Source organism: Colwellia sp. Bg11-12, assembly GCF_014076955.1.
Taxonomy (GTDB): domain Bacteria; phylum Pseudomonadota; class Gammaproteobacteria; order Enterobacterales; family Alteromonadaceae; genus Colwellia_A.
In genome coordinates, this window is record NZ_JACGUZ010000022.1 from 1 (window position 1) to 20,887 (window position 20,887).

General features: G+C 34.5%; 25 protein-coding genes and 1 other RNA gene. 18 read left to right on the forward strand and 8 right to left on the reverse strand.

All coding sequences use genetic code 11. From position 1 onward, the window contains the following. Positions 1 to 157 precede the first annotated feature (157 nt). Positions 158 to 466 carry a hypothetical protein gene (locus tag H4J39_RS00120; protein ID WP_182225439.1) on the forward strand — a complete coding sequence of 103 codons (309 nt, stop codon included), beginning with the start codon at positions 158 to 160 and terminating at the stop codon, positions 464 to 466. Between the two features lie 161 nt (positions 467 to 627). After that, positions 628 to 1,737, forward strand: a complete 1,110-nt coding sequence (locus H4J39_RS00125) for a hypothetical protein (RefSeq protein ID WP_182225440.1) — start codon at positions 628 to 630, stop codon at positions 1,735 to 1,737. A 289-nt stretch (positions 1,738 to 2,026) separates the two neighbouring features. Here the strand turns inward: H4J39_RS00125 and H4J39_RS00130 are convergent, their stop codons facing one another. Together H4J39_RS00130 and H4J39_RS00135 are read right to left on the reverse strand one after the other, a co-directional pair. Then, on the reverse strand, positions 2,027 to 3,037 hold the full coding sequence (locus tag H4J39_RS00130; RefSeq protein ID WP_182225441.1) for a tyrosine-type recombinase/integrase: 1,011 nt from the start codon (positions 3,035 to 3,037) through the stop codon (positions 2,027 to 2,029). A gap of 8 nt (positions 3,038 to 3,045) precedes the next feature. Continuing rightward, on the reverse strand, positions 3,046 to 3,564 hold the full coding sequence (locus H4J39_RS00135) for a hypothetical protein (RefSeq protein ID WP_182225442.1): 519 nt from the start codon (positions 3,562 to 3,564) through the stop codon (positions 3,046 to 3,048). Positions 3,565 to 3,686: 122 nt separating this feature from the next. Here H4J39_RS00135 and H4J39_RS00140 point away from each other — a divergent pair, with 122 nt between their 5' ends. After that, positions 3,687 to 3,896 carry a hypothetical protein gene (locus tag H4J39_RS00140; RefSeq protein WP_182225443.1) on the forward strand — a complete coding sequence of 70 codons (210 nt, stop codon included), beginning with the start codon at positions 3,687 to 3,689 and terminating at the stop codon, positions 3,894 to 3,896. Positions 3,897 to 4,347: 451 nt separating this feature from the next. Then, on the forward strand, positions 4,348 to 4,605 hold the full coding sequence (locus H4J39_RS00145) for a hypothetical protein (protein ID WP_182225444.1): 258 nt from the start codon (positions 4,348 to 4,350) through the stop codon (positions 4,603 to 4,605). On the opposite strand, the gene H4J39_RS00150 is transcribed toward H4J39_RS00145, so the two are convergent. Further along, complete coding sequence (locus tag H4J39_RS00150) at positions 4,598 to 4,993, reverse strand: hypothetical protein (RefSeq protein WP_182223227.1); 396 nt, start codon at positions 4,991 to 4,993, stop codon at positions 4,598 to 4,600. The two genes, H4J39_RS00145 and H4J39_RS00150, sit on opposite strands and share 8 nt — an antisense overlap. A gap of 115 nt (positions 4,994 to 5,108) precedes the next feature. Between H4J39_RS00150 and H4J39_RS00155 the strand changes: the two genes are divergently transcribed. The 11 genes from H4J39_RS00155 to H4J39_RS00205 all read left to right on the forward strand — a co-directional run bounded on the left by H4J39_RS00155 (position 5,109) and on the right by H4J39_RS00205 (position 14,408). Further along, positions 5,109 to 5,351 (forward strand): hypothetical protein, encoded by a 243-nt coding sequence (locus tag H4J39_RS00155; RefSeq protein WP_220460649.1) that lies wholly within the window; start codon positions 5,109 to 5,111, stop codon positions 5,349 to 5,351. Between the two features lie 222 nt (positions 5,352 to 5,573). Further along, entirely contained in the window at positions 5,574 to 6,719 is a 1,146-nt protein-coding gene (locus tag H4J39_RS00165; RefSeq protein ID WP_182225446.1) for a replication initiation factor domain-containing protein, read from the forward strand. A gap of 3 nt (positions 6,720 to 6,722) precedes the next feature. Continuing rightward, the gene (locus H4J39_RS00170; RefSeq protein WP_182225447.1) at positions 6,723 to 7,082 is read left to right on the forward strand and encodes a DUF1293 family protein; all 360 of its coding nucleotides are present in this window, start codon (positions 6,723 to 6,725) and stop codon (positions 7,080 to 7,082) included. Further along, on the forward strand, positions 7,082 to 7,405 hold the full coding sequence (locus tag H4J39_RS00175; protein ID WP_182225448.1) for a hypothetical protein: 324 nt from the start codon (positions 7,082 to 7,084) through the stop codon (positions 7,403 to 7,405). Before H4J39_RS00170 ends, H4J39_RS00175 begins: the two co-directional genes overlap by 1 nt. A gap of 82 nt (positions 7,406 to 7,487) precedes the next feature. Further along, positions 7,488 to 7,622, forward strand: coding sequence for a hypothetical protein (locus H4J39_RS19000; RefSeq protein WP_259368702.1), 135 nt, complete (start codon positions 7,488 to 7,490; stop codon positions 7,620 to 7,622). A gap of 106 nt (positions 7,623 to 7,728) precedes the next feature. Next, positions 7,729 to 9,129, forward strand: a complete 1,401-nt coding sequence (locus H4J39_RS00180) for a hypothetical protein (RefSeq protein WP_182225449.1) — start codon at positions 7,729 to 7,731, stop codon at positions 9,127 to 9,129. 71 nt (positions 9,130 to 9,200) lie between these two features. Continuing rightward, complete coding sequence (locus H4J39_RS00185) at positions 9,201 to 9,518, forward strand: DUF2523 family protein (RefSeq protein ID WP_182225450.1); 318 nt, start codon at positions 9,201 to 9,203, stop codon at positions 9,516 to 9,518. Position 9,519: 1 nt separating this feature from the next. Further along, positions 9,520 to 10,683 (forward strand): zonular occludens toxin domain-containing protein, encoded by a 1,164-nt coding sequence (locus H4J39_RS00190; protein ID WP_182225451.1) that lies wholly within the window; start codon positions 9,520 to 9,522, stop codon positions 10,681 to 10,683. Positions 10,684 to 11,109: 426 nt separating this feature from the next. Continuing rightward, positions 11,110 to 11,262: a hypothetical protein gene (locus tag H4J39_RS00195; RefSeq protein ID WP_182225452.1), complete on the forward strand. Its 153-nt coding sequence runs from the start codon at positions 11,110 to 11,112 to the stop codon at positions 11,260 to 11,262. A gap of 197 nt (positions 11,263 to 11,459) precedes the next feature. Then, complete coding sequence (locus H4J39_RS00200; RefSeq protein WP_182225472.1) at positions 11,460 to 12,380, forward strand: chromosome segregation ATPase; 921 nt, start codon at positions 11,460 to 11,462, stop codon at positions 12,378 to 12,380. A gap of 360 nt (positions 12,381 to 12,740) precedes the next feature. Further along, positions 12,741 to 14,408, forward strand: a complete 1,668-nt coding sequence (locus H4J39_RS00205) for a hypothetical protein (protein ID WP_182225453.1) — start codon at positions 12,741 to 12,743, stop codon at positions 14,406 to 14,408. Positions 14,409 to 14,623: 215 nt separating this feature from the next. On the opposite strand, the gene ssrA is transcribed toward H4J39_RS00205, so the two are convergent. Next, positions 14,624 to 14,973, reverse strand: a transfer-messenger RNA (tmRNA) gene (gene ssrA, locus H4J39_RS00210). A gap of 94 nt (positions 14,974 to 15,067) precedes the next feature. After that, the gene (gene smpB / locus H4J39_RS00215; RefSeq protein ID WP_070377008.1) at positions 15,068 to 15,550 is read right to left on the reverse strand and encodes an SsrA-binding protein SmpB; all 483 of its coding nucleotides are present in this window, start codon (positions 15,548 to 15,550) and stop codon (positions 15,068 to 15,070) included. A gap of 150 nt (positions 15,551 to 15,700) precedes the next feature. On the opposite strand from smpB, the gene H4J39_RS00220 reads away from it, so the two are divergent. Both H4J39_RS00220 and H4J39_RS00225 read left to right on the forward strand, forming a co-directional pair. Continuing rightward, the gene (locus H4J39_RS00220; RefSeq protein ID WP_182225454.1) at positions 15,701 to 16,141 is read left to right on the forward strand and encodes an SRPBCC family protein; all 441 of its coding nucleotides are present in this window, start codon (positions 15,701 to 15,703) and stop codon (positions 16,139 to 16,141) included. Continuing rightward, on the forward strand, positions 16,134 to 16,514 hold the full coding sequence (locus tag H4J39_RS00225) for an RnfH family protein (protein ID WP_182225455.1): 381 nt from the start codon (positions 16,134 to 16,136) through the stop codon (positions 16,512 to 16,514). The genes H4J39_RS00220 and H4J39_RS00225 overlap by 8 nt, the downstream gene beginning before the upstream one ends. A 78-nt stretch (positions 16,515 to 16,592) precedes the next feature. Here H4J39_RS00225 and H4J39_RS00230 read toward each other — a convergent pair whose 3' ends face one another. From H4J39_RS00230 to nadK, 3 genes are all read right to left on the reverse strand, one after another. Then, positions 16,593 to 16,940 (reverse strand): outer membrane protein assembly factor BamE, encoded by a 348-nt coding sequence (locus H4J39_RS00230; protein WP_182225456.1) that lies wholly within the window; start codon positions 16,938 to 16,940, stop codon positions 16,593 to 16,595. A 132-nt stretch (positions 16,941 to 17,072) separates the two neighbouring features. After that, on the reverse strand, positions 17,073 to 18,761 hold the full coding sequence (gene recN, locus H4J39_RS00235) for a DNA repair protein RecN (protein ID WP_182225457.1): 1,689 nt from the start codon (positions 18,759 to 18,761) through the stop codon (positions 17,073 to 17,075). Between the two features lie 108 nt (positions 18,762 to 18,869). Further along, positions 18,870 to 19,751 carry an NAD(+) kinase gene (gene nadK / locus H4J39_RS00240; RefSeq protein ID WP_182225458.1) on the reverse strand — a complete coding sequence of 294 codons (882 nt, stop codon included), beginning with the start codon at positions 19,749 to 19,751 and terminating at the stop codon, positions 18,870 to 18,872. Between the two features lie 452 nt (positions 19,752 to 20,203). Here nadK and grpE point away from each other — a divergent pair, with 452 nt between their 5' ends. Next, positions 20,204 to 20,857 carry a nucleotide exchange factor GrpE gene (grpE, locus tag H4J39_RS00245; RefSeq protein ID WP_182225459.1) on the forward strand — a complete coding sequence of 218 codons (654 nt, stop codon included), beginning with the start codon at positions 20,204 to 20,206 and terminating at the stop codon, positions 20,855 to 20,857. Positions 20,858 to 20,887: the final 30 nt, after the last annotated feature.

The window sequence follows — 20,887 nt, forward strand, 5'->3', positions numbered from 1 at the left end:
AGTGATAAAAACTAAATATTTATCGTTTCTAAATTGTTGAAATCATGTAATATTAATAGAAATAAATTAAATTAAATTAAATTAAATTAAATTTATGGGACGGACATTAGTAAGAAGTCTCCATGATAAGTTGTTAGCACTACAAATAAGGATGTTTATGTCATCTATACATTTCGTCGAACGATTAGAAAATTTTCAATTAGTAGACCAAGAATCAAATGAATGGGAAAGTGGCTTTTGGATCGTTACTCTAGAAAATGCCCAAAAATTAATAGATGGGGATATTTATCTTCATAGTGGTCAAAATGAACCGTCTTTTTGTGGTGGAGTTATAATAGGCTTTAGAGTTGTTAAGCGAAACGAACGAGAAAAAGTGGTGTTTCGATTCAGACGCACTAATGAACATGAAGGGTTAATTACGTCAACTGAAGGTTGGGGCAATGAGCAAAAGCGAGTTTGGGTGTAAAATAGTGCTAACTAGTCACTCAAAAGGACAAATAACAGTTGGTTTTGCTCCTTCGTCGCTTATTTTAAACAACTATTATTTGCCTCTTAGTGAGGCGTTGGTATGCAGATAGTTGAGTAAATTTTACTTCTAAAAATATATTAGCTTATCAAAGGAAAGATATGAATACCGATAAAGTAGAACCAATGAAAAACAAAAAAAATGAAACTATGAATGATGGTGATAGTAATTTTGATAGTTTTAAACATGTGATATCAGCTTCCCGAAACCGTATATTCTTTTATATAGCTACTTTATGTTTTTGCATTTTATTTCTTTGGTCTTTCTTTTATATAAACGTTACCCATCCAAGTAGCGTTGAATTTGATGAAACTACAATTTTAGATAAAAACATAATTGCTAATATAGAAAGTATATTTGAAGATATCTTCATTTTAAAGATGAACCCTGAAATGACAGAAGAAAGCTATAAAAGGAAGATAAACCTTTATATTTTAAAAATGAAACAAAAATTAGAAAATGGACTTGATAAAAACAGTATCACTCTCAGCTATTACACTAATAGTTCAGGTTCAAATCCATATATAAGTTTTGCTATACAGTTTGATGATTACTATAAAGTAGAGCGTATTCCTAACACTGAATTTCATACAATAAAGTATATGCCTAATTATCGAGAACTTGGGGAAAAAATCAAATTTTATTACACATCTAGTGAAAATAGCAAGATACTAGAGGCAGTAAAAGAAACATTAAAAATAGAAAATATCACTCATAATGATTTGGCCACACGAGCAAATGACATTATTGATATAGTTGAAGATTTACTTTTAACAGATCAAATGCTTAGCGATTTAAGTTCGGAACTAAATTATGACATTAAAAAATTAGAAGAAATAATGAATCTAAATATGTCAATAGAATCTAAAGCTCAAGATAAGATGGAATTTATCATAACTAACGAAAAAAATAAAATTAATAACCTAGTTGGGAACTCAATTACGGTTGAAAGGTATGCAAATGCTTTTACTAGAATTTCTGTATCCTTGATACTGATTACTATTTCAATCACTATGGTCTATTTAATAAAAAATGAAGCTACAGTTATTGCCAAAACTCAATCGCTTGTGGTTCTTACACAATTTGCTGGTATTAATTCAAATGATATTTCATTATTTGATGCTATGGACAGACTTCATACCTACAAAGGTTCTTCACAAGACATGAAGGATACTATGGATATCCTTGGTACTGTAATGAATAAAAAGTGAATGATATGAATACACTGCAGACGCTTATGGTGGAACAAAACCTTCATCGCTACAAGTAGAAAACTAATAATATATTTAATTCTACAGGCTTAGCTATGGATGGATTGTTGTAGAAATCTATCCATTTATAAGGACTCTATATTAAGTTGAGTCGGATTTAAATAAATATAGGCGTGAAATAGGTATAACAAGTCGTTTAAAAGGACAAAAAAAACAGCTGGCTGCTTCCGTTCCTCAACATTTTAGCATGTGAGTTATAATGTCCTAATTTGGTTCTTTTTAGACGTAATTAGTACACTTCATAAAGAGGGTTAAATTTAATAACATCCTCTAAATGTGTTTGGCTAAAGTGTGAATATTTCATAGTGTCGTTGATGCTTGCATGACCTAGGGTTTGTTGTAAAACCAGAATGTTGCCGCCATTCATCATAAAGTGACTGGCAAATGTATGTCTTAATACATGAGTGGATTGACCTTTAGGTAATCTAACACCAGCCCTAGCAATTGCTTTTCTGAATGACCCAATACAGCTAGTAAATAACTTACCTTTTACCATTGGGATTTCATCGGCAAGTTTTTGTGATATTGGAATTGTTCTATTCTTCCCACCTTTTGTATTGGTAAACGTTATACGGTTATTAGATATTTGTTTGTCTGTTAAGCTCTCAGCTTCACTCCATCTTGCACCTGTTGAAAGTGCAATTTTTGCTACGTAATAAGTGCTTTTATTTCTAGATTTTTTTAATTCTTCTAATAGCATTGGTATTTCAGATGGTTCTAGGAAACCCATTTCAGGTTGTTTGTATTTTAGTGATCTTATATTTTTAATTGGATTTGTATTGATTTCGTTTAATCTAATTAGCTCGTTGAACATTGCATTAATATAACTTTGATCATTGTTAACAGTTTTTATTGAAACTTTTTCAAGCCTATCAGCTCGATAATTTGCCCAATCTGTTGGGGTTAGTTTTCGTGCTATTGGATTATCTAAGCTTTTACAAGCTGCCTTCATTTTAGGTAATCTTTTACCAATATCATTCAAGCTTTTTCCATGGAGTTTATTCCATAATTCTATTAAATCACTTAAACGTCTATCGTCTTCTGGGTCAGGTTCCCATTCCTTCAAATTATTTTGTTCTGATATTTTATGGTTCAAAAAACGTCTTGCTTCACCTAGTGTTAAGAATGCCTTTTTAAACCGTTTTCCATTATTGCCTCTAGGACGACAGTCTAATTGATAAGGGGTTTTATCGGAGTCAGTTTTCCAAATACCATCTTGAATTTTTTTAAGTTTTTTCATGTTATTTATTATCCAAGTTTAAAAGTTTGTGGAGCATTTTTTTTTGCCCAAATTACGTCAAACTTTTTTGCTTCGGTATCTCTATGATTTAAGCACTTAGCAAATACAGAAGTGTTTTTTGGTCTAAAACAATGCTTAGGCGTTTTATAATACTTTATCCAACCATCCTGTTTAAGACCTTGGTATCGTCCTTTAACATTAGCAGTAGCTTTACCTTTTTTATATTTTGATGACCTATAAACGCTGTTTTTTTCTGATTTGTACAGCTTTTGCTTTTGTGTGTATTCTATTTTATTTTGGTTTTTTATCTCAATATTTTCAGTATATTTATTTTTATTTATTCTGCAATCTTGATACTTTTTATGTAGTTCTCGCTCCTTATCTCTAGTACGTTCGCCATAACCTCCTTTTTTCATTTTTTCTTGAATACGTTTCAATTGTGACATTTCAAAATCACAAGTAGGTTTCTTCGCAAGAGTTGTATTTGAAATGAAAATTAGTAGGAGAGGCAATAAAAATTTAAGCATATATATCCATATATAGTTGATTGATGTAATACCTAATTTAATTATTGCATAGATATTATGTAAATATAAATGTTATTATTATGTTAATTTAGTGGTGTTTTTGTTTTAGGCTCAGGTGATTTATGGATATTAAAGATATACACACAAATATTTCTACTCAACAGCATACTAAAGTTGAGAAGCTAAAAGATGATAAATTAGAAACTCAATCTCAAGATATTATTGAAAGTACAGTCTCTTTAGCTGACAGTGTTTATATCTCTCCAGAAGCACAAGCTTTATATAATGGAGGTGGTCATCCAGATAGACCAACTAAACCGACTAAACCATAATGATAAATTTAGAGTTAGGTTATTTTATTGCTAAGTTTTATTTGGCAGGATATTTTGTCTGTTTTTTATTTAGTTATAGAAATAAGCATATCAATCAATCCAACTTAATAATTGCAACAATTGCATTAGTTAACTGTTTATTCAATCAATACTTAAAAGAAGCTTTAGATTTTTATACATTTTATTTAGGAGCGGCATTTCAAGTTTTAATATTGTTGCTTATCTCTTTAATCATTCATCGGTATTTTAGGATTAGACATGAAAAAACAACGTTATTGATTTATGGACTTTATATATTAATAGCAATAAGTTTTATGGTTATACATAGAGTTAGGGTTGTAATATTTGATTCCGATGAAAATATAATGTGGTTAATAAATACACACTCAGTGTTTACTTTAACACTGTATTTTTTAAGTATTTGTGTACTTGCTTATGGAGGCATAATTAAATGGAAATTGCCATTTGGACGTTTATCCTTGTAATCATATTTACTGTTTTGAAAGCAGTAAAGTACGAAAAAAATTATTATATTCACAATGAAAAACAGTTGTTGGAGCGTTATTTTGAAATAAAAAATATTAATCCTGATTATAGAATTAGCTATTTACGTGATTGGGAAAGTAATGCCCTTAAAGCTATTGAAGAAAGTACTAAAAGTAAAATTAATAAAGTTATACATTTAAAGTCTATTGATAATATTAAATAGCTTTCTTTATGTTCTCTTGTGTTTCAATATCGCAATTTTCTATTATTTCATTTGTAATCATATTTGCCATAGTTGATATTTTTACCCCTTTATTTAATGTGATCATTTCTTGCTGCACAGCCGCAAAAATGCCTTCTGTCACTGATACTTTTAATTCATTTATATCCATTTTTTTTCTAGCATTATCAATCCCATATAAAAGATAATCCATAGATACATTAAATTTTTGCGACACCTTAGAGCAGGCTTCATATGGAATGCTTCCTCTTTTTCGTGTGGTTGTTCCCCAGTTCTCGTTATAGCCAAGATCATTTGATAGGGCTGTTAACGTAGTAATTCCTGATGTACTCAGCAACCTTGAAAAAATATCTTTAGAAATCATCTGCATATCAAAAAACCCAATATAAAGTAACAAAAAGTCTTGAAAGTAACTTTTTGTTCGTTTACTATTCTGTCATCGAGTTACTCAAAGTAACTTTTTGTATGTTTTGGGGCGAATAGTTATGTTAACGAACAATATTACACTTACTGACGGACAATTTGAAACACTAAAGCGCGATATCGTATGTGCAAACCTCCCTTTTCTAAGTGTAGAAGACTACGCACGTATTACTAACGACACTACAGGCAACGTTCGCCAACAGGTTCATCAAGGGCGTTTACCCATTCGTAAAAAACTAAAAGCACGTGAAAAAACATTTATAAACATGCTCGCCATTCGTGCCGAAGCTCAGCTTGTAGTTTAAAAATAAAGAAATTTATTAAGTGACTTAAATGATTATCTATTACGAATACGAAAGGGTTTTAGGCGTTAACTCAACACATGATGATGATTCAGGTGAACGCCAATATAACTACTTTTCGTCACTGTCTAAATTCAAACAGTGGGTTTCGTATGAAATGGGTAATTCAGACGTAGTAGAAATCACGGATTCAAATTACCGACAATTAGTTCAAAAGGGGGTCATATGAAAAATGTTATAAACAATGCTTTATCACCTCTGGCTGATGAACTAATTAGTAAGCGCCTTATCGCAAAAAAAGACAATGTCATTGTTGACCACTTAGCTTTTAGTTTTCCATTGTCACAGCTTCGTCATTGTCATAAAGCGGGTTTTGCAGGTTACAGCCCTAAAAACCAACCTTATTTCCCATTGCCTCCCAAGGTTGAAAACTCTGAGGGTAAGTCATTGGAAGAAATTGAAAGACATGCACTCTTTGTTAAAAAGCAACTGTCAGATTTCTATTTTAGAACCCTTAAGATTTTTGTTGATCATGTTCTCGGTTTTACCCTTTCCGCACCGAGAGACAAAGGTTTTCATGGTTATAGCAACTCGCTAACGATGAAATCACAAACGGGTGTTGATGTTGGCTTTATTGGTCTGGGTGGTCAACGTGATACTGCATACATTCAAATTTCTGGTTTAGGGTGTAAAAACTTATTTGGCTATACCGATAAATTTAAACTTCATCATTGGCTTAATAGCGTTTTATCTATTTCTTTTTTATCGCGTGTTGATTTGGCAAGTGATGATTATGACGGCATTTTTGATTGTGATTATGCGGATAAAGCTTATAGAGATGGCGCATTTAGAACAGGTAAGGGCGGCATTATGTCTGTCTTTAAAAACGCCAGTGAATATACCTATACCAAAGACTTTCAAAAAAACTTTGATGTTGAAATGGTCACGGTGGGTAAACGCACAAGCCCTATTTATTGGCGTATTTACAATAAGAAATTAGAACAAAAAATTGTGAATGAAGACCTTAATTGGTATCGCTCTGAGGTTGAATTAAAAAAATGGTCTGTTGATTGTTTGCTTGATGTTGACGCTACCTTTGCCGGTATTAATGTTTTTTCTCAAAGTATGGAAAATACACAAGGTATTCGTACTAAGTCCATGTCTCCAACGAAAGAGGCTTGTTTAGAATTAGCCAGTCGCGTTCGTTGGTTTCGTCATGCGGCGGGTCGTGCTTTGGGTGATGTTATTGAGTTAGTTGGCGGTGATATTTCTAAAGCCTTCGGCTTACTCCTACCTGATGAAGTATTGGGTGACAAATTGGGAATTCCTCCCACGTATAAGAAATTAATTAATCATGCACTGGAGTGTTAAAAAATGGCTATTGTAATTGCTGGTATTGGTATTACGCGTTTTCCTGAATCTAAAAACCCACATATTGAAAATGCAAAATTAGAAGTGTTGTATCCCTTAGAGGCGGTTGATTCGCCTAAGTTTCAACGTAAAGCGGCGGGTCGTACTACGTCAACCCCTTTTGGCAAGGAAGCCATCTCGATTAACGCGAAATACGCGCATCTGTTAATTGATTCTCAAGCGTTCGTGGGGGACAAGCAATACGACCTCAAATTCTCTTTTAATGACGACACGTTTGAAAATGAAGTCATTGAAATAACGCCTGTTGATGCTCAGTTAAAAGAACATTTCACGCTTTCGTTAAAGAACTTTAAAGGCGCTTAATGATGATGAACACGTCAAACAATAAATTGAAGATTTTTATTTTTTTGACGTTGTTTGTCTTCGTTTCAAATGTTGATGCGGCTTATTGCCTTATTGAAGATGGTAACGGAAATTTGAGCATTGACAGTACATCAGTAGAGACTTGCCCTAGTGGCTTGGTTTTACTTTCAAAGACCGATTATAACAATATGAATGTTGACCTTGGTGAAATTACATCAGCAGATATTGCCATTAGTTTTACTTGGGGCTTTGGAACCTATTTATCTTTTTGGTGGTTTTCTTATGTTATTAGAACCGCTAAAAAAACCATCAAATTGATATAAAAAGATTCTCGTTTCGGGGGCTTCTGAAACAGAATAAAACGGACAATTTTGTCCATATAACTGTAAATTTTGGAGAGAAAAAATGGGTGATATTTTCACAGCAGTAGATATAAGTACAGTAGCAACATTCGTTGGTGCAACAGGCGTTTTAATCGTTGGCGTTTACCTTGCTTTTAAAGGCATTGGTTTAGCTAAACGTGCAATCGCGGCGGCTTAATTGAAATGGCGGGTATTATGCTCGCCCTTTTTCATGTCTGCATAGTAATGCTTGGCGCGATGTGTGCCAAAGAAGTTTGCTCTGCACTTGGTTAAAGGGTTAAAAAATGAAAATTTTAATTATGGCGCTGTCTTTATTGGTAGCGCCTTTTTTTTTACATGCTGATATTTTTCAAGATGGCACTGTCGATGTTCAAGCACCGAAAACCACCGATATTGATACGGGTTACTGTAATACTTCCCTTACTGGCAATTCAGATGAAAGAATGTCAGCGAGTGAATGTGTGGGCATAGGACAAGCGAATTTACCTGACGTTGATTTATATGATTGTTGGGAAGTCGCAGGTAACAATGATATTAAGAATTTTTGCTTATATGAAGATGATAAATATTCAGAGCCTCAAACAGCTTACATTAGCCGTTGGTTTGGTTTTTTAACAGAACCTTTAACCCTTTGCCCTCCTGAATCATTTCCTAGTTATGTTTCACCAGTTATGAATGAAACGGGTGATATTGAAGGCTGTTACGACCCAGCTCAAGCAAATTTAGTTGATGATTGTAACTTGAATTCAACAAATCAATTTCTAGCTGTTCCTGTTACGGCTCCAATAGGTTGTTTCACCACATCAAATGGCTCTCAATGTAAGTATAAATCTGTCGATGTTGGCAATGGTGTTAATGCTTATGAATTGGATTTAGAAGGTGATTGTTACACTGATTTATTCCCTGATATAGATGGTGATCCAGAAACCACCACAACACCAACTAATTCAGAAGATACCTGTAAACCTTGGGGCGGTACTGGAATGATATGCCCAGAAAAAAGAGAAGATGTTTGCGATATGTACGGCAACTGTAATGAAGGCTGCGGAACTGTTAACGGTACTTTTGTTTGTATTGATGCGGATAGAGATGGTGACGGTGTACCTGATTATCTCGACCCTGATGTCGATGGTGATGGTGTTAGAAATGAACTCGATTTAGATAACGATGGTGATGGTGTTGATGATTCCATCGACCTATCAAAACCCAAAGAAGGGGAGATAGACATTGACCTTTCGCCCGTTGTTAACGAGTTAAAAAAGGGCAATGCAGAATTATCTGAAATAGGTCAGGGCGTTGACATGCTTAACAATGATTTAAAGTTTTTGGCAAAAGATGTATCAGACATAAAAGAGTCAATAACAGAAGTCGGAACCTACAAACAAGATAAACCTAAAGGGGGTTTAAAAGGCTTTTGGGAAACAGACTACCCAGAAGGTTTACAAGGTGTAGTTGATGCAAAAATGGCAGAAGTTCAAAGCACCCAGTTTTTTACCTTTTTAGAACAGTTTCAAATCAGTGTCGGCGGCTCAAGTGCAACTTATGATATGTGTTTCGATTTAGGGGGTATGGGTAACTTTGGTTGTCACAATTTCGATATTGACCCAAGAACCTTTCCAGCGATAAAAATATTTATCTTAATATCTGCGGTGTTCCTTTGCCGTCGTATTTTGTTTGGTGGTTAATATGATTTTATTAGATGCGCATGTTGAGGCTTATAGATGGTTTCAATTTTACCAATACATAGGGGAAGAAAATGCTTAATTTTTTCGTTGAAATGTGGAACAGCTTTGTCGATTTTAGTTGGCAGTTGGTTTTATCTGTTTTTGATATGTTGAAAGACCTTTTTTACTGGTTAATGGAGCAACTTTTTACGGTTGGCATTCTTATTTTAGAGGGTGTTGGCTCGTTAATGTCAGGCTTAAGTGTTGCTCAGTACATCAGCGCGTTACCAAGTCAGACAGCCCATACCATGTCTATTATTGGCATTAGTGAAGCAATGGGGATGGTAATAACGTGTTTAGGTATTCGCTTTTTACTTCAACTTATACCGTTTGTAAGATGGGGCTCATAATATGTTAAATGGAATTTCGGGAAAGCCTGGGGGCGGTAAATCTTACGAGGCTGTTGTTACGCATATTATAAAAGTCATTACCGTTGAAAAAAGAAAGGTGGTGACTAATTTACCTTTAAACATTGAACATTTTTGCTCAGTGTATGGCGAATATTGTCGAGAGTTGATTGTTGTCGTTGATGGCCAGTTCCATAACTATGGCGGCGAACGTCCTTTTTCACAAAAAGAGCACTATTTACAATATGAAGATTGGCAAAATGATAAAGGCCAGAAGGTTTATTTTTTTATAGATGAATGTCATTTAGCCATGCCAATGCAAGGAACCGACAAAGCGCTATGTGAATTTTACTCAATGCACAGGCACTACGGTTTTGACATTATGCTAATCACTCAAAACTTTAGAAAAGTGAATAGAGATATTAGAGACATGATCCAAAATCATTATCGGGCGATTAAAAAGTCGATGATGGGTCAAGATGATAAATATATTTTAAAAGTGCACGATGGGGCGTCCAGCTCTAAAGCATCAGAAGTTGCCACACATGAAAGAACCTATGAAAAAAAGTATTTTGCTTTCTATCAATCTCACACAAAATCAGATGTTAGCGTGGATGAGTCAAAATCAGCAGACATAAAAACGTGGTATTCACATTGGTCAATTAAAGCTTCTGTGTGCTTTTTTATCTTTGCTATTTTTATTTTCACAAAAGCCTTTACCGATATTGAAGAAAAAACAAAGAGTGAAGAACTACCTTTCGTTGAAGCTGAAAACCCAACGTTAAAAAGTGATTTACCCATAGACACAAAAGTCACTGATAAAAAAACAGCTAAACGATTAACCGCTAGAGAAAAAGAATACTCAAGCATGTTAAAAGAGTCTAAAAAGTATCATCCTTTTTATAAAATCAATTTGTCTATTTCAGGTTATGCAGAATATAAAGAGAACGGAAGGAATACAAAGGTCGTTTACTTTTCAGCGAATCAAAATGGGCAGCATGTTTTTACATTAAAAAGCGTTGATTTGTTACTCGCTGGTTATGATGTCAGGGTCTTAACTGAATGCGCGGTGCAAATTAAATATTTAGATTATGAAGATTTTATCACGTGTGATGCGCCAAGGCAGGGAGCTGGTGTTCCTGTTGTTGGAGAGCTCGCGAGTAATTAAGGTTGTCTTAGCATCGCAGATATAAACTGCTTTGTTTTATCGTGAGCAAATTAGCTTGCGATTATCGGGGAGTCTTTTTACTTTTAGCAAAAAATACATTCTAGGGCGTACAGTGTTAAATTGATTTCCTGTCATATTTAATGCGGTGCAAAGCCATTTTTAAAATCAACCGTTGCCGTCCTGCAAAACTTCTCTTAAAAAATAGCTTTTAGCCTCTAGTAAGAGGCTTTTTTGTTTTTTACTCGCCTTTTTTTATTATTTGGAAGGGAGGGACCCGCTTGCGGGAGGGACTCAACAAATAGTAAAAAATACCCCGTACTGTATTACGGGGTATAACTCCTACCATTTTACTCGCTTCCAGCCATAACTTGTTATTTTCAGTTTTTAACATACAATTAACACAACAAATAACAGGGATTGTTAATTATGACGACTATAGAAATTGAACGGATGAATATCCTCTCTGAAAAAACACTGTCCCTAACAGCTACTCCAGAAGAACTCGCTGAATTTTATGAACTGCTTAATATTATGAAAAAGTCTGACACGCATAATGTCGTTCTTAGTTTGCCTCGTTGATATAATTTATTAACGTGATCCATAATTTGTCACTAGTTAGCCTTATAAATTATTCAAACTCCTAATTTGGTGATTGTTTTCTAAGTTCTACTTTGAGGTATTCCTGATGTTAACCTTGAAATGATTTGCCATATATTTTCTAATACATAATACTGAAACTTATCAATAAAATTCTGTAAGGAAAACAAGTGAATTCAATGACATCTGATCAGTTTGAATCTATTTTAAACTTTCTACTTCGATATGGTTTTGAAGCTGTGGTCGCTGGTACAATTGTATTTTTTCTAATTAAGTACTTCTTACCGGGATATTTATCTCAAAAAGGAAAGAACTTAGCCACTCAGGAAGATATAGAAAATATTACTAATACAATTGAATCCGTTAAAGCTGGTTACGCTGAAGTTTTAGAAGAAATAAGAAGTAATAATCAAATAAAAATTGCAGCTATTGAAAGAGAGAAGTCGATAAAGAAAGAAGTTTATATGGAGGCCGCTGAAGCCATTACTAAAGCTCAAAACATAGTAGCTAACTTTTCAGACCTGAATATTGATGTAGAAATAATAACTGCTAATTTTTCGGCGGAAGCAGGGAAAATAGCAAAGGTACAAATAGTAGGTTCTGGTAAAACAGTAAAAGCTGTAACCATGATAATGAGCTCCATCGGAGAAGCTATATTTACTCTGATGTTGGGGCGAAGCCCATTAATTCAACGAAAAAACTTAATTGCGATTAATGAGAAGGTGCGTGATAAAGCGAATGCTGAAGTAGAACGGTATTTATCTATAATGAAAAACTTGAATATACAAGGTAATTCTGAACAAGTTCTTTGGGATACTATTAATCGATCTATAGATTATGAAAATGACCAAATTAAAATATATTCTAAAAAAATAGATGCATTATGGGAAGTTCAGAGTAAAGAGCACTTAGAGTATGCTCAAAAATGCATGAATAAATTTTTTGAAGTTTCAGCTAAAATGCCAGATGCTATATTAGCTGTACGCGATGAGCTCGACTTAGATATTTCCCCTGATGAATATCTAGAAATATACAATGATAATATTGAAAATGGAAAAAAGATATTTAGTGATTTTATACAACAAGTGCCAAATTCTTAATAATCAGCTGAAATTGAGTAATACTTTAGAGATACAAAATATAATCCAAATGTACTACCACATATAATTGCTTATTGTATCGAATGCGACATTTACTGTTTTAATCAGATTTAGATTGTGTGTGTATACCTTTTGCAGTTAAGTCACCGATATGTGCCTTTTTTCACACCCGCGTCTAGTAATACGGGGGTAAAGTATTTTTAAGCTCTCTACTAGCCTTGTTTATAACATGTTATAAATATGATTAATAACTCTCTATGTTACAAGAAAACAACCAGTTTAATTTATATTAAAGTGGACATATTTGTACCGTATAAAATCCATGCTAATCTATTGAAATTTAAATCTTAGGGATAAGTAATGTCAGTCAATTTAGTTAAAAATCAAGTTAACCTTTTCCTCAAAAGTTCTGAGCCCGAAGTCATGGCAATCAATGGCTTATGGGGAATTGGTAAAACGTATAGCTGGAATAAGTTTATTGTTGAGTTTAAAGAGGATATCGCCTTCAAAACATACGCTTATGTATCACTTTTTGGTGTCAACTCGTTAGAAGAATTAAAACGAGCTATTTTCAACAATACTCTAGACACTAAAATAGTTGACCAAAAACCAGGAATCAATACTTTTAGGCATAACTACCAGAGCATAGCCAAACAGTTAGGTAGAAAATCTACAGATTATTTAAAAGTGATTGCCAAACCTTTGGCAGATGTTGCTCTAAAAGGGTTAGGTTCAGGTTTGGAAAACGCCTTCGATTCTATTTCTTTTTTATCACTAAATAAAAGTATCATTTGTTTCGATGATATTGAACGGCATAGTGCAGGCTTAAATATTAAAGATTTCTTGGGTTTAGTTTCGTTTCTCAAAGAGCAAAAAGATTGCAAGGTAGTTATTCTCCTCAATGAAGATGCCAAAGATCTTACTGATTATTTTAAATACAAAGAAAAGATAATTGATAAACAACTCCATTTTGACCCTAGTGCAGAAGAGTGTTTCGATTTGGCTATTGAAGATCAAGAGCAATACCAATATATAAGAGAATGTTGTCTTAAATTGAATATTAAGAATATTAGGGTACTTAAAAAAATAGAGCGACATATACAAAATGTTTTGTCTCCAATTGGTTCATATCATGAGGAAATTAAATCTCAAACTGTTCAATCTGCAATTATTTTTTGTTGGTGCTATTACACTCGTACTAATGATGACTCCATCCCAGACTTTAACTTCTTAAAACAAAAAGGTATTCGAGAGGCGGTAAATGGTATTGATGAAGACGTTGTAAAAAGATGGAATGCTAAGTTGAATGATTATGGTTATTTATATACAGATGAACTAGATATAGTTATTGCTGAAAGTATTGAGCAAGGTTTTGTTGACACAGAAAAGTGGTTTGTTTTGTGTAATGCTAGGCAAAATGAGCTTGAAGCAAAAGAACGATGTGACGAACTATCTAAGGCATGGGATTTATTTCACTCTTCCTTTGATGATAATACTGATGAAATTATAGCTGCATTTGAAAAAGGCTTAAAAATTTCAGTTAAAGACCTTTCCTGTTCACAGTATAGTAAATCTGTTCAGTTGATTAGACAGTTAGGCGATACAGATACGGCAGATGATTTAATAAATTATTATATTGATGCAATGAAAGATAAGCCTGAAATGCTAAACATGGACTCTATGGAATATCATCCCTTTGGTGTTGAAGGTGAGGAGTTTAGAAGTAAATTGCAAGATGCATACAACCAAGTAAAGCAAGTTCAAACCCCTATAATTATACTAGAGCGATGGAGAAAGAGTAATAGTTGGAATAAGGAAGATGCTGACATACTAGCTGTTATTAGCAAAGATGACCTAAAGAAGATGTTTAAAAGCTTTAAGGCTGAGGATTTAGTTGATTATATTCGAGTATGCCTTAAATTAGGTATAAGTAATGATATATTATTGAAAAATACAAGAAACGCATTGCAAGAGATTGGAGAGGAATCTCCATTAAATCAGCAACGTTTAAGTAAATTTGAACTATAGCCAAAAGAATATTAATGCACTTCGGATAATTTAATTCTGATTTTTGTTCTAAAAAAATAATTTATGTATATTTTTTTTAGCAACATAATATATAAATCTAAGGCATTTATATGATTGAATATTGTTTGGGTTTGTGGGGAAGTTTTTTGTATGGTATTTTTCTGGTACCAAAATAAAAAACCCTTTACAACCTATTGATTGTAAAGGGTATTGTGTGGTGGAGCGGGGGGGAATCGAACCCCCGTCCAAAAAGCCTACATCCTTGGTACTACATGCTTAGTCGATTATTTGTTTAACCAATTAGACGCCAACCGACAGGCTTCGTCATGGTGAGCTTAATACTATTTCGCGGTTCAGCCTTAAGCGTGCTTCCCTCGCTATCCTATTTGGGGTGACCATCGATCCTCTAAACAATAGGAGAATTTTTGAGGCGATGGCTAGCCTAAGCGGCTAGTGCGAACGTATCGTCGTTTGCAATTATAGTTTTGCGGCTTTTTACCAGGCAAACCGCCCCTGGGCATGCACCTCGGGTTTCATGAATCTTGTCGAATCCTAGATCCGCCCCAAAGTTTTTACATCTTAATTATAAACTTATTCAGTCTATAAAGCGCATTGTACAGCGCTTCTTTTAAATAAACAACGTGTTAATTGTTAACTTGTTATCGATCTAAATTCTTATTTTTCATTAATCGGCCTTTATCAACAGCCCATTCTCTGTCTTTGATATCAGAACGCTTATCATGGTCTTTCTTACCTTTACCCAAATAAAATTCGAGTTTGACCCAATTTGCTTTCCAATACATCGCCGTGGCAATTAATGAATAACCATCACGCTCTACAGCGGCGGTTATTTTCTCTAATTCGCGTCGATTCAACAGTAACTTGCGGTCACGATTAGGTTCGCATACTACGTGACTAGAAGCAGCATTGAGCGGCATTATTTCAGCACCCAGTAAATAAGCTTCACCGTTTTTTACGTGTACATAACAATCAGAAATATTAACTTTTCCGCTACGGATACTTTTAATTTCCCAACCCTGCAGGCTCATCCCACCTTCAAACTTATCAGTTAAAGAATAGTTATGACGAGCTTTTTTGTTTAACGCAATAGTATTGCTGTTTGATTTTTTTTTCTGTGCCATTATATTTCCATTTTGTTTGCCATCAAAAATAGCAATCGCAAACATTATACGGAGAATTATTGATATTTGAATGATTAATTTCAATTTTTCTGTTTAATGCCTTTTGCTCACGGCTTTGTTATCATTACCCTTTAAAGTTGAGGAAAATAAATGCCCGTAATTAGTCGCAGCGCTTTAGTGATGTATAGCGTTGAGCAAATGTATCAGTTAATTAATGACATTGTCGCTTATCCTCAGTTTATTCCAAATTGTGGTGACAGTAAGATAATTTCTCAGCAAGGTAATGAAGTTACTGCTGCTTTGATGGTTTCGAAGGGGGTACTAAAAAAATGGTTTACCACCAAGAATACCTTGATTGGTGATAATAAAGTACAACTTGATTTAGTTGACGGTCCCTTTAAAAAGTTATCGGGTTACTGGCAACTCACTGAATTATCTGAAGAAGCTTGTAAGATAAGTTTGCATTTAGAGTATGAGTTTTCGAGTAAAGTATTCGATTTGGCCTTTGGCCGTGTTTTTACAAGCTTAACAAATAATATGGTACAAGCTTTTACACAAAGAGCTAAAGAGGTTTATCATTCTAATGGTTGATAGCATAATAACTGAGCAAGAACCGGTACAAAGTAAAATTCAAATAGAAGTTGTATATGGCTTACCCAATCGGCAAGAATTAATGACACTGTTGGTTGATGAGGGAACTCTATTGGAAGAGGCAATTATAGCGTCTGGTATTTTAAAGGTTTTTGAAGAAATTGACTTAACGGTCAATAACGTTGGTATTTGGAACCGCGCCGCTAAATTAACGGATAAATTACGAGATTTAGATCGTATTGAAATTTATCGACCTTTAATTGCTGACCCTAAAGAGGTTAGAAAACGCCGAGCTGAAAAAGCAAAAGATGAAGGGCGTGCAGATAAAGTTACGGGTGGTCGAGTTGATCCTCGACGAAATAAGGCCAGCTAAAAAATTTACTGCAAAATTAAAATTAAAAAAAACGGCTGTTAAGGCCGTTTTTTTATTGAACTAAAAGTACAGTGCTAATTAGTTAACCATAGGCACATAAAAACTTTCAGCTAATTCAAAGTCACCTTCAGCACTAATTAATGAGTCTTGGTCGAAAGATAGAATAAACTTTTTCTGAATGTTTAGTTCTTCACTTCGCCCTGATTTTAATGAGTAAATATAGTGCCAAGTGTCGTTGTTAAATGCATCGACAACAACGGGGCTACCTAATACAAATTTTACTTGTTCTTTACTCATACCTATTTGAAGTTTATCAATATCCTTTTGCTCTAAAAAATTCCCTTGAGGAATGTCAATACGAAAAACCCAGCTTGAGCAGGCAGAAAGAGATAAGGCGATAGTAAGGGCTAAAATACGAAACAACATGATTATTCATTTATCCTAATAAGTTCAAGAAGGGATAATAACTAAGCAAGCGGACAGATACAAAACTATTTTCAATTTATTTTGTACCTGTTTATTTAATGACACGTATCTGCTTTAAGTTAAATTGTATTATTAACCGGCAAGCAACTCTTGTGCGTTAGCTAAGCTATTATCAGTAATTTTATTTCCCGCTAATAAGCGAGCAATTTCTTGGACTCTACCATTCTCACTTAGTTCCGTCACTTTTGTTTCAGTAAATTCTCCATCTGTTAATTTACTGACAAATAACTGCTGATGTCCTTTGCAGGCTACTTGGGGTAAATGAGTAACGCATATTACTTGGGTGTTTTTTGCTAGCTCTTGCAGTTTACTACCCACCATTGCCGCTGTCGGACCACTGATGCCTACATCAACTTCGTCAAATATGAGTGTTGGCGTAATAACTTTATCAGCTAATATTACCTGCATCGCTAAGCTAATGCGTGATAACTCACCACCTGAAGCAACTTTATTCATCGCTTCTAATTTTTGACCTGGGTTAAGGCTGATTAAAAAGTTTATTTCATCAAGCCCGAACGGTGATAATGTCTCAACTTCAATTTGATTGACTGAAACTTCAAATACGCCATTGTTCATATTGAGTTCTTTCATGCTAAGTGTAATCTTTTTACTCATTATTTTAGCTGACTTTATTCTTGATGTTGATAACGTTTTTGCCGACTGTAGATAATGGGCTTTAGCTTTTTCAATGTCGACATAGGCAGTGTCTAATCTTGAACCGTCTGAGTTTATTAAGTTCAACGCTTGTTTAATTTCTATATGCAATGTGGGTATGTGTTCAGGTGCAACTTGATGTTTTTTAGCTAATTGAATCGCCTGTGAATAGCGGTCTTCAATCATTTGATAAGCTTCTGGGTCAAGTTCAAGTCTATCGTAGTAATGCTTTAGCTCATCGTTTGCATCTTCAATTTGAATCAGTGCTTCTGCTAATGTTTTTGCTATGTCAGCTAAGTTTGGATCCATATGGGCTAAGTCATTCAATTGTTCACAATGAGTTCTCAGGCTATCTGTGATATTGAAATCTTCATTTTCAGATAAGACCTGCAATGATTTCAATACACCACTTAATAAGGTCTGACCGTTACTATGACGCTTGTAATCACTTTCTAACGTTTCAAATTCTCCCATCTGCAATGAAAATTCGTCTAACTCATTTACTTGGTATTGTAATAATTGCAGTTTAGCTTCACGTTGTTCTTTGCTTTCTTGCAACTTCTTTAATTCTGTTTGGAGATTCCGCCACTGCTGATAATAATATTGAACGTCGTCTAATAAATGCTGATGATCGGCATATTCATCAAGTATTTTTCGTTGTTGTGCTGGCTTTACAATGAGTTGATGGTCATGTTGGCCATGAATACTTATTAAAAATTGTGCAATATCTTTAAGTTGAGTAAGCGGTACTTGGCTGCCATTTATATAAGCTTTTGAACGGCCCTCTGCCGATATTACTCGGCGTAAAATACATTCGTAATCTTGCTCAGGGTCGTGTTCATCAGTAAGGGAAAGGTCGTTGTTTTTCAGCCATTTTTGTGCAGAAATATTTTTCTTAATATCAAAGGTAGCCGCTAACTCTGCTTTTTTAGTATTTGGCCTTACAACGTTAGTCAACGCTCTATCACCTAAACATAAACCTAAGGCATCAATCGCTATCGATTTACCTGCGCCTGTTTCTCCGGTAATTGTTGTCATACCTTTGCGCCAATCTATATCTAAAGATCGGACAATTGCGAAGTTTTGAATGTTAAGTTGTAAAAGCATTTCGAAGCCAAATTACTGTATAAATATATAACTGTTAATTTATACAGTAAATTGGTTTTGTGCAAGTGTTAATCGCATAAAAATTCAACAGGTTGAATTTATTAAAAATTAATAAAGTTTATTGCCCCAGCCTAATTTACTGCGCAGTACATTAAAGTAGTCATGATCGAGAGGATGGATTAATCGAAGGGTGTATGCACTTTTCCTGATAATAACTTCATCGCCAGGCATAACAGCCAATATTACGTGGCCATCACAGCTTACTTGTAAGTTTTCATAATTTTCATTGGCGAGCACCAATTTTATTTCACTGTTACCGTCAACGACTATTGGTCGGCTAGTCAGAGTATGTGGGAACATGGGAACTAAAGATAAAGCATTTAAATTAGGCGTCAGAATAGGGCCGCCTGCAGACATTGAATAGGCAGTTGACCCCGTAGGTGTTGATACTATTAGGCCGTCAGAGCGCTGACTAAACATAAAGCTACCATCAATATAAACTTCAAATTCAATCATGCTGGCAACTTTTCCGGCATGAAGTACCGCTTCATTTACGGCACTGTTTGAGCTTTTCAACTTACCATGACGATAAACTTCGGCTTCTATAATAAAACGTTGTTCACAGCGAGATTTACCTTGTAGAATTTCTTGTAGAGGTTCAAGTAATTCATCAGGTGATAAATCAGTAAGAAAGCCTAAATTACCTCTGTTTACCCCTATAACACCAACGTCGTAGCACGATAATACGCGCGCAGCACCTAACATGTAACCGTCACCACCAACGACAATTGCGAGATCAGCTTGTTCACCAATCTCCATTAAGGTATTAACAGCGAGCTCGTCGATATCAATCGAAGGAGCAACAGAGCTTTCAATTAATACCTTGTACTTTTGTTCTGTCAGAAATTGATAAAGCGCGGTAATTGTTGCGCTTGCTCCTTCATGGTTTGGTTTGCCAATTAAACCTATGGTATTAAAAATTTTACTCATGTTTACACTGTAAATTGTTTGTGTCTTAGGGTTAATAACAGTTTCGCTGTATTTTAATGGCTTGTAAAGTTGACTTTTTATAAATGATTTACTTTATAGCTATTTAAGCCAATTTTTCGCGCTCAGTGAATTTCAATAGCTTCAAGGTAAGGTGCTGATTGAAGATAATGGTCTTTTTTTGATCAAACCAACAACGTAGCCTGTAGCCGCTTAAACTTGCCCTTTATGCGTTGGTCAGCGATTCGATAACCTCAGTTACTTTCTTTAATATAGGATGTCTATATAAAAGATATGCTATTTTTTGAAGGTGCTAACAAGCTCTGAGTGTAAACAAAGTTAATTAAATAGGCATTAATGCTTGAAACGTAGCAAGAAGTCCCCATAATTACGGTTATCAGATTTATATAACCCTTATATTGTTAAATATACTATTAGTTTATTTTGGAGCTTTCATGACTAATGAGTCAACAGAAAATAAAAATACCGCTAAACCATCAACTGAAGCTTTAACGCCTGAAGAAACTTTGGCACAAGAAATTATTGATCAAGCTGAAGAGCAAGTTGAAGTACAACATGTTTTTGCACATGACGTAATTAGCGAAGAGCAAGAAAAAATCAATGAGCTTGAACTCAGTCTTTCTTCAGCACAAACGACCATTGCTGATCAAAAAGATTCTGTTGTTCGTGCTAAAGCAGAAGTTGATAATATTCGCCGTCGTAGCGCACAAGACGTGGATAAAGCACGTAAGTTTGCTTTAGAAAAATTTGCTGCTGAAATGTTGGTTTCAGTTGATAATTTAGAACGCGCTTTAGAGAATATTGATAAAGAAGATGAAAGTAATACCGCTATTATTGAAGGTGTTGAATTAACCCTTCAAGGCTTAATTGCTTCTTTAGAGAAGTTTGGTGTTAAAGGTGTTGACCCACAAAATGAACCTTTTAACCCTGAATTGCATCAAGCGATGTCAATGCAAGAAGTTGCAGGCGTTGCGCCTAATACCGTTATTGCTGTTATGCAAAAAGGCTATGAGCTCAATGGTCGTTTAATTCGTCCAGCGATGGTGATGGTCTCTAAATCTGCTCCGGCAGTTGATACTACAGCATAATAAAAAAACATAATAAAAAGCGGTAAGAAG

What these genes read in the sequence shown, in the direction of transcription:
- H4J39_RS00145 (WP_182225444.1), top strand. Translation starts at nt 4,348, where the DNA reads ATGGAAATTGCCATTTGGACGTTTATCCTTGTAATCATATTTACTGTT.
- H4J39_RS00120 (WP_182225439.1), top strand. Translation starts at nt 158, where the DNA reads ATGTCATCTATACATTTCGTCGAACGATTAGAAAATTTTCAATTAGTA.
- H4J39_RS00185 (WP_182225450.1), top strand. Translation starts at nt 9,201, where the DNA reads ATGCTTAATTTTTTCGTTGAAATGTGGAACAGCTTTGTCGATTTTAGT.
- H4J39_RS19000 (WP_259368702.1), top strand. Translation starts at nt 7,488, where the DNA reads ATGGGTGATATTTTCACAGCAGTAGATATAAGTACAGTAGCAACATTC.
- H4J39_RS00170 (WP_182225447.1), top strand. Translation starts at nt 6,723, where the DNA reads ATGGCTATTGTAATTGCTGGTATTGGTATTACGCGTTTTCCTGAATCT.
- H4J39_RS00150 (WP_182223227.1), bottom strand. Translation starts at nt 4,993, where the DNA reads ATGCAGATGATTTCTAAAGATATTTTTTCAAGGTTGCTGAGTACATCA.
- H4J39_RS00175 (WP_182225448.1), top strand. Translation starts at nt 7,082, where the DNA reads ATGATGATGAACACGTCAAACAATAAATTGAAGATTTTTATTTTTTTG.
- smpB (WP_070377008.1), bottom strand. Translation starts at nt 15,550, where the DNA reads ATGGCACAGAAAAAAAAATCAAACAGCAATACTATTGCGTTAAACAAA.
- grpE (WP_182225459.1), top strand. Translation starts at nt 20,204, where the DNA reads ATGACTAATGAGTCAACAGAAAATAAAAATACCGCTAAACCATCAACT.
- H4J39_RS00180 (WP_182225449.1), top strand. Translation starts at nt 7,729, where the DNA reads ATGAAAATTTTAATTATGGCGCTGTCTTTATTGGTAGCGCCTTTTTTT.
- nadK (WP_182225458.1), bottom strand. Translation starts at nt 19,751, where the DNA reads ATGAGTAAAATTTTTAATACCATAGGTTTAATTGGCAAACCAAACCAT.
- H4J39_RS00155 (WP_220460649.1), top strand. Translation starts at nt 5,109, where the DNA reads ATGTTAACGAACAATATTACACTTACTGACGGACAATTTGAAACACTA.
- H4J39_RS00165 (WP_182225446.1), top strand. Translation starts at nt 5,574, where the DNA reads ATGAAAAATGTTATAAACAATGCTTTATCACCTCTGGCTGATGAACTA.
- H4J39_RS00230 (WP_182225456.1), bottom strand. Translation starts at nt 16,940, where the DNA reads ATGTTGTTTCGTATTTTAGCCCTTACTATCGCCTTATCTCTTTCTGCC.
- H4J39_RS00140 (WP_182225443.1), top strand. Translation starts at nt 3,687, where the DNA reads ATGGATATTAAAGATATACACACAAATATTTCTACTCAACAGCATACT.
- H4J39_RS00205 (WP_182225453.1), top strand. Translation starts at nt 12,741, where the DNA reads ATGTCAGTCAATTTAGTTAAAAATCAAGTTAACCTTTTCCTCAAAAGT.
- recN (WP_182225457.1), bottom strand. Translation starts at nt 18,761, where the DNA reads ATGCTTTTACAACTTAACATTCAAAACTTCGCAATTGTCCGATCTTTA.
- H4J39_RS00130 (WP_182225441.1), bottom strand. Translation starts at nt 3,037, where the DNA reads ATGAAAAAACTTAAAAAAATTCAAGATGGTATTTGGAAAACTGACTCC.
- H4J39_RS00190 (WP_182225451.1), top strand. Translation starts at nt 9,520, where the DNA reads ATGTTAAATGGAATTTCGGGAAAGCCTGGGGGCGGTAAATCTTACGAG.
- H4J39_RS00135 (WP_182225442.1), bottom strand. Translation starts at nt 3,564, where the DNA reads ATGCTTAAATTTTTATTGCCTCTCCTACTAATTTTCATTTCAAATACA.
- H4J39_RS00195 (WP_182225452.1), top strand. Translation starts at nt 11,110, where the DNA reads ATGACGACTATAGAAATTGAACGGATGAATATCCTCTCTGAAAAAACA.
- H4J39_RS00125 (WP_182225440.1), top strand. Translation starts at nt 628, where the DNA reads ATGAATACCGATAAAGTAGAACCAATGAAAAACAAAAAAAATGAAACT.
- H4J39_RS00220 (WP_182225454.1), top strand. Translation starts at nt 15,701, where the DNA reads ATGCCCGTAATTAGTCGCAGCGCTTTAGTGATGTATAGCGTTGAGCAA.
- H4J39_RS00225 (WP_182225455.1), top strand. Translation starts at nt 16,134, where the DNA reads ATGGTTGATAGCATAATAACTGAGCAAGAACCGGTACAAAGTAAAATT.
- H4J39_RS00200 (WP_182225472.1), top strand. Translation starts at nt 11,460, where the DNA reads ATGACATCTGATCAGTTTGAATCTATTTTAAACTTTCTACTTCGATAT.